The sequence below is a fragment of the Proteobacteria bacterium CG1_02_64_396 genome, assembly GCA_001872725.1.
GTDB lineage: Bacteria > Pseudomonadota > MNWR01 > CG1-02-64-396 > CG1-02-64-396 > CG1-02-64-396.
In genome coordinates this window covers 1-12,262 of sequence record MNWR01000031.1, presented here as the reverse complement: position 1 = coordinate 12,262, position 12,262 = coordinate 1, and the positions used below count along the sequence as shown (strand labels likewise).

Below are 12,262 nucleotides of genomic sequence, written 5' to 3'. Positions count from 1 at the left end.
CCGCGACCGCCGCATAAAAATCCCCCCTAGGAGTCTGTCGGGCTTGAGCGTCCGTAGCGAGCCGAGTGGGGAATCGAGGATCATAGTGGTGGCTATGTGACGAAAAACCGGGGAAATTTGGACCGATTACCCGCCGGCGCAGTAGGACGATCTCAAGTCCGACAGACTCCTAGGCGCCTGTCGGGCTTGAGCGTCCGTAGCGAGTCGGATGGGGAGTCGAGGTCGTTTTTTTGCCCTTTTGAGGATCACAGTGGTGACTATGTGCCGAAAAAGGGCAGGGAAATAAACCGATTCCCCGCCGACGCAGTAGGACGGCCTCACGTCCGACAGGCTCCTACCCCCCCTTTGGCACGGGGGGGGCAAGACCTCCGCCTCACCCTTTGCCGCCTTGCAGTCGGCTTGGCTGGGGCCTCCCCCATGGGCGCTGAGAAACCTCGCCCCGACCTCTCCCATGGGCACCCCCTCCTTCTCAAAAGGGGGGTCGGGGGGGATTTCTTGCCGCCCAACACGGCACCCCTCCCTGCCAGAGTTCGCCCATGATCGCCCGCCTCATCACCGCCTCGACCCGCAATCCGGCGCTGGTCTTGATTTTGGCCGCCCTACTCGCCGCCGCCGGACTCTGGGCCGCCAAAACCACCCCGCTCGACGCCATCCCCGACCTGTCGGACGCCCAGGTCATTGTCAGCGCCGACTTCCCCGGACAATCGCCCCAGGTGGTCGAAGACCAGGTCACCTACCCCCTGACCACCGCCATGCTCGCGGTCCCCAAGGCGCAGACGGTGCGGGGGTATTCCTTCTTCGGGGTGAGCTTTGTCTACGTCCTTTTTGAGGAGGGGACCGACCTTTACTGGGCGCGCTCCCGGGTGTTGGAGGCGCTCAGCGGCGCCGCCCGCAAACTCCCCGCCGAGGTCGCCCCCACCCTGGGACCCGACGCCACTGGGGTCGGCTGGGTCTTCGAGTACGCCCTGGTCGACCGCAACGGGCAGCACGATCTGGCCGACCTGCGCTCGATTCAAGACTGGTACCTGCGCTACCCCCTGCAAACGGTGCCGGGAGTGGCCGAGGTCGCCTCCATCGGGGGGATGGTCAAGCAGTACCAGGTCGAGATCGACCCCGAGAGGCTTGCCGCCTCGGGCATTTCTTTAAGCAAGGTGCGTCAAGCCATCGTCCGCTCCAACTCAGATGTCGGGGGGCGGACGGTTGAGATGGGCGAAACCGAGTACATGGTGCGGGGGCTAGGTTACCTGCACGGGGTCGACGACCTGGCCGCCGTCCCCCTGGGGGTTAACCCGCATGGGGTCCCCATCCTGCTCGGGCAGGTCGCCCACATCCACCTGGGGCCGGAGCTGCGCCGGGGGGTGGCCGAGCTCAACGGCGAGGGGGAGGTGGCCGGGGGGGTGGCGATTGTCCGCTTGGGTGAAAACGCCCTGGCCGCCATCGAGGGGATCAAGAAAAAGCTGACGGAATTAACCCCTGGACTGCCCCCGGGGGTCGAAATCGTCCCGGTCTACGACCGCTCCAGCTTGATTGAGCGGGCGGTGGCGACCCTGCAAACCACCCTGATCGAGGAATCGATCATTGTCGCCCTGGTCTGCCTGGCTTTTTTGCTGCATCTGCGCTCCGCCCTGGTCGCCGTCGTCACCTTGCCGCTGGGCATCTTGGCGGCGCTGCTGGTGATGAAGCTGCAAGGGATCAACGCCAACATCATGTCGCTGGGGGGCATCGCCATTGCCATCGGCGCCATGGTCGACGGCGCCATCGTGCTGATCGAAAACGGCCACAAACACTTGGAACGGGCCGCCGAGGAGCTGGCTCGCCCCCTAACCCAGGCCGAGCGCTGGTCGGCGATCCGCAGCGCCGGGGTCGAGGTCGGCCCCGCTTTGTTCTTCAGCCTGCTCATCATCACCGTGTCGTTCTTGCCGGTGCTGACCCTGCAAGCCCAAGAGGGAAGGCTTTTCGCGCCGCTGGCCTTCACCAAAACCTATGCCATGGCGGCCGCCGCGATCTTGGCGGTGACGGTGGTGCCGGTACTGATGGGTTACCTGCTGCGCGGCAACATTCTGCCCGAAGCCCGCAACCCCCTGAGCCGCGCCCTGACGGCGCTGCACACCCCGATTTTGGCGGGCGCCATCCGCTATCGGGTTGTCGTGGCGCTGGCCGCCGCCCTGCTGCTTGCCGCCAGTTGGATTCCTTTGAGTCGCCTGGGCACGGAGTTCATGCCGCCGCTCGACGAGGGGGACATTCTCTACATGCCGACCACCTTCCCCGGCCTGTCGATCACCAAGGCGAGCGAGCTACTCCAGCAGACCGACCGGATCCTGCACACCTTCCCCGAGGTGGCCTCGGTCTTTGGCAAGGTGGGGCGGGCCGACACCGCCACCGATCCGGCGCCGCTGACCATGCTCGAAACCACCGTCCGCCTGAAACCCAAAGAGCAGTGGCCCAACCCCGAAGAGAGCACCGCGCAGCTGATGCGGCGCATGGACGCCGCGATTCAATACCCAGGGCTGGCCAACGCCTGGACCATGCCGATCAAAACCCGGATCGACATGCTTGCGACCGGAATCAAAACCCCGGTGGGGATCAAGATCTCCGGCCCCGACCTGGAGGTACTGCAAGATCTCTCCCTGCAGGTGGAGGAGGCGATCAAAACCCTGCCCGACACCCTGTCGGCCTTCGGCGACCGGACCGCCGGGGGGTATTACCTCGACATCGCCATCGACCGGCAGGCCGCCGCCCGCTATGGCCTGGCGGTGGACGATATTCAATCGGTGATTCAAACCGCGCTGGGGGGGATGACGGTCACCTCTACGGTGGAGGGGCTGGCCCGCTACCCGGTCAACCTGCGCTATCCCCGCGATTTGCGCGGCGACCCCGACGCCATCGGGCGGCTCTTGATTGCGACCCCCAGCGGGGCGCAGATCCCCCTCAAGCTGGTGGCCACGCTCGATCTGCACCGGGGGGCGCCGGTCATCAAGAGCGAAAACGCCCGTCCCAACGCCTGGGTGTATGTCGATCCGGCCACCTCCGACATCGGCGGCTATGTGGCCCGCGCCCAGCAGGCGGTGGTTGACCAGGTGCAGATTCCCCCTGGTTACACCTTGATTTGGTCGGGGCAGTTCGAATACATGACCCGCGCCAAGGAGCGGCTGCAACTGATCGTGCCGGTGACGCTCGCGCTGATCTTTCTGCTGCTCCACCTGCACTTCGGCAACCTGCGTCAACCGCTGCTGGTGATGGCCTCGATCCCCTTCGCCCTGGTCGGGGGGATCTGGTTGCTCGACCTGCTGCATTTCAACCTCTCGGTGGCGGTGGGGGTCGGTTTCATTGCGCTGGCCGGGGTCGCCGCCGAAATCGGGGTGCTGGTGCTGACCTTCATCGACCAAGAGACGGCAAGCCGCAGCAAGGCGTTGGGGCGCAGGCTAACGGGGGATGAAATCTGGGGGGCGGTACAAGCGGGCACGGCGCAGCGGGTGCGCCCCATCGCCATGACCGCCCTTTCGACCATCGCCGGGCTCATGCCGATCTTTGTCGGTCACGGTGCAGGATCCGAGGTGATGCAGCGGATCGCCGCCCCGATGGTGGGGGGGATGATCTCGACGTTGTTGCTGTGTTTAGTGGTGTTGCCGCTGCTCTACGGCTGGGTTTTGCAGCGCTGGCAGCCACAGGAGGACAAGGCCCCGTAGGGTGGATCAGCGCAGCGCATCCACCCACAGGCGGCCAACCAACCCCCGCCGCTCGGCAAAACAACAACATCGGATGAACAGGTGGTCGCACGGGATGCTTGAGCCCCCTCGCCCCACTTGCGGGGCGAAGGGGAACCACCGCGACAAGACCCGACGCGGCGGGCGCAAACGCCCGCGTGAATTCGAGACCAAACGATACCCGCCGCAGGAGATTCCATGACTCGTCCCCCCGAAAAAGCCCCCCCTTCCTCCCCCTCCTCGGGGCACGAGGATGTCGCCCAATACACCCGCAGTTTGATCGAGGCCAGTCTCGACCCCCTGGTCACCATCAGCGCCCAGGGCAAGATCACCGACGTCAACCAAGCCACCGTCGAGGCGACCGGGGTGGCGCGTCAGGCGCTGATCGGCACCGATTTTTCAGACTACTTCACCGAACCGGACAAGGCCCGGCAGGGGTATCAGCAGGTCTTTGCCGAAGGGGTCGTGACCAACTACCCCCTCACCCTGCGCCATCGCAATGGCCATCTCAGCGACGTTCTCTACAACGCCAGCGTCTACCGCGATCCGGCGGGCAGGGTGTTGGGGGTCTTCGCCGCCGCCCGCGACATCACCGAACTCAACAAGGCGCAGGCGGAAGTCGTGCAGTTGAGTCAGCGCAATCAACTGATCTTGAATGCGGCCGGAGAGGGGATCTACGGCCTCGATCCCGAGGGGCGCTGCACCTTCGTCAACCCCGCCGCCGCTCAGCTCCTCGGTTTCGGCGTCGACGAGATCCTGGGGCAAAAAACCCACCCTCTGTTCCACCACACCACCGCCGACGGCCACCCCTACCCGGAGTCGGAGTGCCCGGTTCAGGAGGCCTACATCCAGGGGGTGGTGCATCGTGGCAACGATGTGTACTGGCGCAAGGACGGCAGCAGCTTCCAGGTCGGTTTCGTCAGCACCCCCATCCAAGAGGGGGGACACACCACCGGGGCGGTGGTGGTCTTCCGCGACATCACGGCGATTCAGCGTGCTCAGGAGGAGCTACAGCGTAGCGAACGCAGCCTTGCCGAGGCGCAGCGCATCGCCCATTTGGGCAGTTGGCATGTCGATCTGGCGACCACCGAGGTTTATTGGTCCCAGGTGCTTTACGAGATGTACGGTTTCGACCCCGCCTTGCCGCCGCCGCTGCTGACCGAATCCCAAAAACTGTTCACCCCCGAAAGCTGGGCGCGGTTGAGCGCCTCCATCGCCCGCGCCGTCGAAACCGGCACCCCCTACGAGATTGAACTGGAGATGGTGAAAACGGGGGGCGACCACGGGTGGATGTTGGCGCGTGGGGAGCTGGTGCGCGATGCAGGCGGCAACCCCAGCAGGGTTCAGGGGGTGGTCATGGACATCACCACGCGCAAGCAGGCCGAGGAGGAGGTGCGCAGCAGCGAGCGCAGCCTGGCCGAGGCGCAGCGCATGGCCCACCTGGGCAACTGGAGCCTCGACCTGATCCACAACGTATTGACCTGGTCCGACGAGATTTACCGCATCTTCGAAATCGACCCGAAGCAATTCGGCGCCTCCTACGAGGCCTTCCTCCATGGCATCCATCCCGACGACCGCGACAGGGTCAACAACGCCTATACCGAGTCGGTCGCCAACCACACCCCCTACAACATCGTGCACCGCCTGTTGATGAACGATGGCCGGGTGAAATACGTCAACGAACGGTGCAAGACCTATTACGACGATGAGGGCAAGCCGCTGCGCTCGGTGGGGACGGTGCACGACATCACCGAGCAGGTGTTGGCGGAAAACGCCATCAAACAGCTCAACCGCGACCTGGAACGACGGGTGGCGCAGCGCACCCAAGAGCTGCAAGAGGCCAACGCCGAGCTTGAATCGTTCGCCTACTCGGTCTCCCACGATCTGCGGGTGCCGCTGCGGGCCATCGACGGTTTTTCACAGATCGTCCTGGAGGAATACGCGACCACACTCGACGCCGAGGGGCAGCGGCTGCTCAATGTGGTGCGGGACAACACCCAGCGGATGGCCCAGCTTATCGACGACATCTTGAGTTTTTCGCGCACCGGCCGTCAGGAGATGCGGTTGGGCGCGATCGACATGGCGGCGCTGGTGCGCGGCACCCTGGCGGAGCTGGCCCCCAACATGGCCGACCGGCAGGTGGAGGTGGAGATCCAGCCGTTGCCCAGCGCCCATGCCGACCGCGCCATGATGGAGCGGGTCTTCGTCAACCTGCTGACCAACGCCATCAAGTTCACCGCCCCCAAGGCGCAGGCCCACATTGTCGTGGGGGCCACGCCGGGGGAGGGGGAGACGATCTACTTCGTCCGCGACAACGGGGTTGGCTTCGATATGCGCTACGCCGACAAACTCTTTGGGGTCTTCCAGCGACTGCACAGCATCGAGGAGTTCGAGGGGACCGGCATCGGCCTGGCCATCGTCAAACGGGTCGTAACCCGGCATGGCGGCAGGGTGTGGGCAGAAGGTCGTGTTGGGGAGGGTGCAACCATTTATTTCACGCTGCCCATCGAGGAGACGCATCATGAGTGAAGCGATGAACGAAGTTGAGATCCTGTTGGTGGAGGACAACCCCACCGACGCAGAGCTGGCGATCCGTGCCCTGAACAAACAACACCTGGCCAACAAGCTGGAGTGGGTCAAAGACGGGGCGCAGGCGCTGGATTTTGTCTTCGCCCAAGGCGACTACAGCCACCGTTCGGTCGAAAACGGCCCCAAGGTGATCCTGCTCGACCTGCGTCTGCCCAAGGTCGACGGCATGGAGGTACTGCGCCGCATCAAGTCCGACGAACGGACCCGAACCATCCCGGTGGTGGTGCTGACCTCCTCCAAAGAGGACCGCGATGTGGCCGAAAGCTACAACCTGGGGGTCAACAGCTTCATCAGCAAACCGGTGGAGTTCGACGCGTTCGCCAAAACGGTGGCCGAAATGGGCATGTACTGGCTGCTGGTCAATCGACCGCCGCTGGCGACGAAGAGGTAATCGTGCCCGAAACCACTCCCCCCCAAGAACTGCGTATTCTCATGCTGGAGGACACCCCCTCGGACGCCCAGCTCATGGAGCACGAGCTGCGCAAAGAGGGGATCGCCTTCACGGTCCGCCGGGTGACCACCAGCGCCGCCTTCGATCAAGCGCTGAGGGAATTCCATCCCGACATCATCTTGAGCGATTACAACCTGCCCGCCTTCACCGGCCTGGACGCCCTGCGCATGGTGCGGCTCGATCATCCCGACCTGCCGGTGGTCATGGTCACCGGCGCTCTGCCCGACATCGAGGCGGTCGAGCTGATCCATGCCGGGGCCAACGATTACGTCCTCAAGGACCGGCTGGCCCGGCTGCCTTCGGCCATTCGTCGCGCATTGGCCGAAGCGCAGGAAATCCGCCGCCATCGCCAAAGTCAGGAACAACTGCGCAGCATCACGACCACCGCCCGGGACGCCATCCTGATGCTGGACGACGCCGGGAAAATCGCCTTTTTCAACCCCGCCGCCGAAACCATCTTCGGCTACAGCGCCAACGAGGCGCTGGGACAAGATCTGCACACCCTGCTGGCGCCCCAACGCTTTGGGGAGGAGGCCCAGCGCGGGCTATCCCAGTTTTACCAAACCGGTACAGGCCCGGTGATCGGCAAGACGATTGAACTGATCGCACGACGTCGTACCGGGGAGGAATTCCCCATCGAGCTGTCGCTGTCGGCCATGGAGCAAGCCGGGCGATGGCAGGCGGTGGGCATCGTCCGCGACATCACCCAGCGCAAGCAGGCAGAAGATGCTTTGCGCCGCGCCAACCGGGCGCTGAAAACCCTGTCGGCGGGCAATCTGGCGCTGGTGCGCGCCGTCAGCGAAGCGCAGCTGCTGCGGGCGGTCACCCGGGTCATTGTCGAGGAGGGGGGGTATGCCTTGGCGGTGGTCGATTTTGCCCAGGACGACCCGCAAAAAAGCCTGACCCCCATGGCTTGGTCGAGTATGGAAGAGCGGGAATACTGGACGCACGACCTGAGCTGGGGCGACAACGAGGGGGGGCAGTTGCCGGTCGCCCGCGCCATCCGCACCGCCACCACCCAGACCAGCCCCGACATCGAAAACGACCCCTCCTTTGCCCCATGGCATCAAGCAGCGCTGGAACGGGGCTACCTTTCGAACATCGCCCTTCCGTTGGTCTCGCCCCAGGGGACCTTCGGCGCCTTAAGCATCTACGCCCAGCAAACCCACGCCTTCGACCTGGCCGACGAGGTCCAATTGCTGGAGGAACTGGCCAGCGACCTGGCCTATGGAATCCTGACCCTGCGCACCCGGATCGCCCACGAGCAACATGGGATTCAACTGCGCCAAAGCCTGGAGCAATCGATCCAGGTCGTCGCCGCCACCGTCGAGGCACGCGATCCCTATACCGCCGGACACCAACGTCGGGTGGCCGATCTGGCCGCCGCCATTGCCCAAGAGATGGGGCTACCCGAGGAGCAAATCCACGGCATCCATCTGGCGGCCAGCATCCATGACCTGGGGAAAATCCATACCCCGGCCGAGATCCTCTCCAAGCCGGGCAAACTCACCCCCCTTGAGTTCGCCATCATCAAGGAGCATGCCCAGGCGGGGCACGACATCCTCAAGGGGGTGACCTTCCCCTGGCCCATCGCCCAGATCGTGTTGCAACACCACGAGCGGCTGGACGGCTCCGGCTACCCGCAGGGGCTCACGGGGGGGCAGATCTTGCCCGAGGCGCGAATTCTCGCAGTGGCCGATGTGGTCGAGGCGATGTCCTCCCATCGCCCCTATCGGCCCGGCCTGGGGATCGAGGCGGCGCTGGAGGAGATCGAGCGCCATCGGGGGGTGTTGTACGACCCGATTGTGGTCGATGCCTGCTTGGCCCTGTTTCGGGCGCGCGGGTTTAGCTTCCCCCCCTGATGCGCGTCATCCCCCCGCGCCCATGCGACCGCGCCAAACACCCTCAACCCTTGCTTGTCCGAACCGGTCGTGGGACTTTTCCCTATAACGACAATTGGATGACGACGCCCTTTGGCTATTGAGCCCCGCATTGAGGATTTGCAGCGATGAAAAACCACCTCTGGAAGATCGAGTGGCGCGACGCGATGAGCGTCGGCATCGACGAGATCGACGAGGACCACAAGATTTTTGCCGGACTCATCAACGATCTGAACGAGGCGATCGTCGAGCGCATGGATCTTGAGGAGCTCAAGCGGTTGCTCGATCTGATCGTCGACGACGCGGTGCAACACTTCGACCACGAAGAGCGGCTTTTTGCCCAATGGCACTACCCCGACGCCCCGGTCCACGCCCTGCGCCACGCCGAGGCGATCAAGGATGTACTGGCCATCAAGGCGCGGGTCGAAAATTCCGACCTGCAAACCGAGTGGATCGAAGGGGGGATGGAGATCAAAGACATCCTGATCAACCACCTCATCACCGAAGACATGAAGTACGCCAAGTACTACCGCGACAACCTCAAGGGTCGGGAGGCGACCTTCTGACCTTGAGACCACCTCGATCCAGCATCCCAAGGGGCCCTTTCGGCCCCTTTTTTTGTGTCTGCGCTTGACCCCTGCCACGCCTCGCGCTACCAATGAACCTGTTCACTGAACATGTTCATTCGATAAGAGGGGAACATGCCTCCCCCACCACGGCACGAAACCAAAGCGCTGACCCGGCAAGCGATCCTGCACGCCGGACGCGACATCTTCGCCCGGCAGGGGTACGAACAGACAACGATCCGGCAGATCGCTCAGGCGGCGGGGGTCGGGGTCGGGTCGGTCCACCTGCATTTCGACAACAAACTCAACCTGCTCGCCGCCGTGCTGCTGGAGGGGCTGGAGCCCCGTATTGCCGAGGGGATCAACGCCGCCCAGGCGCCGCTGCCCCTGGCCGAGCAGCTCCAACGCCTCTTCCGCCCCCTGTTTGTCTTCTACGCCGAGCAACCCGAGCTCAGCCGGGTTCTGCTCAAGGAGGGGCTCTTTCTTCAAGGGGGGTGGAAGGAGCGCTTCGACCGGCAGATCCAGGCGTTTCTGGAGGAGGTCGGCAAGGTGCTGCTGCAGGGGCAACAGACGAGGCAATGGCGCAGTGACATCCCCATCGAAGGTGCAACCCAGACCCTGTTCGCCCTCTACCTGGCGACCCTGATCGGGGCGCTGCGCGAAGGGGGAGAGCTCACCCGATTCGAAACCCTTTTTGCCACGCTTTTGCTGCCCTGGATTGCCGCCCACAGGAGACCTTGATGAGCCAACGTCTCGACAAACGCTCCATCCCCGGCACCGACTGGCGCCTGTTGGAGGAGGGGATCCATACCTGCCTGCCCGACGCCGAGATTGCCAGCGACTACGACCCCATCGCCAAGGGGTACGACCGGGTGGTTGGCAACCCCCTGTACAACCGCGTGGTTTGGGGCAATTCGGTGGCCGACTACCGCCGCCGCGCCGCCCAGGCGCTGGCGGCGGCGAACGAGGGGCCGATCCTCGACGTCGGCTGCGGCACCCTGAAGTTCACCCTGGCCCCCTATCTGGCCACCCATCACCGTCCGCTGCTGCTGCTCGACCGCTCTTTGGCCATGCTGCGTTTGGCCCGCGACCGGCTTAAACGGGCCCACGGCGGCGCGCTGCCCCCCGACATTCTGCTGCTGCAAGGCAACGCCTTCGCGCTTCCCTTTTTGGAACACAGCATGGGGGCGGTGGTGTCGTGGGGGGTGCTCCACCTCTTCGACGATCCCCTACCCCTGCTGACACAGATGGAACGGGTTTGTCGCGACGATGGGGTCGTCGCCTGGTCCCACCTGGTGCTGGCCGAGCGCTGGAGCGACCGCTATTTGCAGCTGTTGCAACGCCACGGCCATGTCGCCACGCCGAGGTCGACCGGCGATCTGGCCCTGATGTTGGGCCGCACCTCCCGCCCCTATCGTTTGGAACGGCAGGGGGGGATGGTGTACGGGGTGGGGTAACCCCCTTGGCACAAACGGTTTTCAATCCGGCGAACCGGTTTTAATCTGCGACGAGGTTCCCCCTACCCAGCTTCGTCGAGGTCCCCCATGCCGCGCCGCCCACCTCTGCTGCTCGCCCTGTTGCTGCTCTTCACGCTGTCCCCCCCCGCCTGGGCCAAAACCAGCTTCATCCTGCTGCCGGTCCCCGGTGCCGGGGTGAGCGCCGCCAAAACCGAGGCGGCCATGAGCGCCCTGCGCGGATATTTGTCATCCTCCGGCCGTTACACCCTGGTGGACCGCGACCGGTTGGCCGCGGTGATGGCCGAACAAAAGTTGCAGATCTCGGGGGTGGCCGACGCCACCCGTGTGGTGGAACTCGGAAAGATCCTGGGGGCCGAGAAAATCGCGGCGGTCGAGATTCTCGACGGGCCGGGGGATGAGGTGAGCCTGGGGGTTACGGTGGTCGATGTCGCAACCGCGCAGGTCGAGCGGGTTCTGCCCCAGACCGGTTCGGCCATCCCCGAGTGGAACGCCAAATGGCTGGCCGGAGGATGGGCCTCGGCCTATCCCCTGGTCGGAACCGCCCTCGGGGTCAAAGGAGCTACGGTCTTCGTCGATCTGGGGGAAAACGACGGCATGAAACCGGGGCAGCGGCTTTTCGTCGCCCATCTCAAGGTGGAGCGGGACGACAGCGGCGCGGTGCTGTTCAGCAACCTCGACCGAATCGGCACGATGCGCCTGACCGAGGTCGGCCCCACCCGATCCAAGGGGACGATCCTCCGGCTCGAAGCGGGGGTGACGATCCAAAAGGGGGATCGGGTCTCCCCCGATCCCATCCCCCTGGGCACCCCAAGTCTGGCCCGCGCCCCCCTGAATCCCCAGGCCAAACCGGGCAAACTGCTGCTCGACGACACCATGGATTCGCAGCTTCTGGCCCCCGAAGGCAACCAGGGGGCCCCCTACCGCAATGGCCGTCTGTACATCGACGCCGACACCATCCCCCCGAGCTGGCATGCCCGCGTCTACTACGGTGGAACCCTGAACGACTCCACCGACTTCGTCTGGGAAAGCGATCTACGTTGGGAAGGGGGGGACAACGCCCGGGTCACCTTGATCTTCCGCTCCAACGGCCAATACGCCCTGGCCGATGGCTACGCCCTCTACCTGACCCAACGGGGCACCTTCTCCTTCAACCGCTGGCGTCGGGGGAGCTGGGAAAACCTCACCCCAGAGGAGGCGACCGGGGCGATGCGCCGGGGCAAAGGGGAGCACAACACGGTCCGGATCGTCGGGGTCGACGGCCGCTTCGATCTGTACCTCAACGGCCAATTCGTGGCCGGATTCCAGGACGAAACCTACGAGCGGGGGACGTTCGGTTATTTGTGCAACAACCAGACGATCTTCTCGGTCGACGACGTCAAGGTGTGGGCGGTGGCGCCGTAAGCTCCGGCGGATCGACCCCGTCTACCCCCAACAAAAAGGGGCTCCGAAACGGAGCCCCTTTTTTGTTGCGACCTGCCGCCCCGCGCTCAGTGCGACATCCCCTCCATCGCCATCGGCTTGACCTTGGGCATCGCCCGGATCAGCGCGATGGTGCGGCGCACGCTCATGTCCAGATCGTGCACGTAGGCCATCT

Annotated in this window: 9 protein-coding genes; 8 read left to right on the top strand and 1 reads right to left on the bottom strand. The window is 64.6% G+C overall.

The window, feature by feature from the left end; all coding sequences use genetic code 11:
- Positions 1 to 126 precede the first annotated feature (126 nt).
- Complete coding sequence (locus AUJ55_03735) at positions 127 to 453, bottom strand: hypothetical protein (protein ID OIO59161.1); 327 nt, start codon at positions 451 to 453, stop codon at positions 127 to 129.
- Positions 454 to 536: 83 nt separating this feature from the next.
- Between AUJ55_03735 and AUJ55_03730 the strand changes: the two genes are divergently transcribed.
- From AUJ55_03730 to AUJ55_03695, 8 genes are all read left to right on the top strand, one after another.
- Positions 537 to 3,686: a cation transporter gene (locus AUJ55_03730; GenBank protein OIO59160.1), complete on the top strand. Its 3,150-nt coding sequence runs from the start codon at positions 537 to 539 to the stop codon at positions 3,684 to 3,686.
- 216 nt (positions 3,687 to 3,902) lie between these two features.
- On the top strand, positions 3,903 to 6,233 hold the full coding sequence (locus AUJ55_03725) for a hypothetical protein (GenBank protein OIO59159.1): 2,331 nt from the start codon (positions 3,903 to 3,905) through the stop codon (positions 6,231 to 6,233).
- Positions 6,234 to 6,237: 4 nt separating this feature from the next.
- Positions 6,238 to 6,684 carry a two-component system response regulator gene (locus AUJ55_03720; protein OIO59200.1) on the top strand — a complete coding sequence of 149 codons (447 nt, stop codon included), beginning with the start codon at positions 6,238 to 6,240 and terminating at the stop codon, positions 6,682 to 6,684.
- Between the two features lie 353 nt (positions 6,685 to 7,037).
- Positions 7,038 to 8,606 (top strand): hypothetical protein, encoded by a 1,569-nt coding sequence (locus AUJ55_03715; GenBank protein OIO59199.1) that lies wholly within the window; start codon positions 7,038 to 7,040, stop codon positions 8,604 to 8,606.
- A gap of 146 nt (positions 8,607 to 8,752) precedes the next feature.
- Positions 8,753 to 9,190, top strand: a complete 438-nt coding sequence (locus AUJ55_03710; protein OIO59158.1) for a chemotaxis protein — start codon at positions 8,753 to 8,755, stop codon at positions 9,188 to 9,190.
- Between the two features lie 135 nt (positions 9,191 to 9,325).
- Positions 9,326 to 9,931 (top strand): hypothetical protein, encoded by a 606-nt coding sequence (locus tag AUJ55_03705; protein ID OIO59157.1) that lies wholly within the window; start codon positions 9,326 to 9,328, stop codon positions 9,929 to 9,931.
- On the top strand, positions 9,931 to 10,647 hold the full coding sequence (locus AUJ55_03700; GenBank protein ID OIO59156.1) for a hypothetical protein: 717 nt from the start codon (positions 9,931 to 9,933) through the stop codon (positions 10,645 to 10,647). Before AUJ55_03705 ends, AUJ55_03700 begins: the two co-directional genes overlap by 1 nt.
- A gap of 87 nt (positions 10,648 to 10,734) precedes the next feature.
- Positions 10,735 to 12,069, top strand: coding sequence for a hypothetical protein (locus tag AUJ55_03695; GenBank protein ID OIO59155.1), 1,335 nt, complete (start codon positions 10,735 to 10,737; stop codon positions 12,067 to 12,069).
- Positions 12,070 to 12,262: the final 193 nt, after the last annotated feature.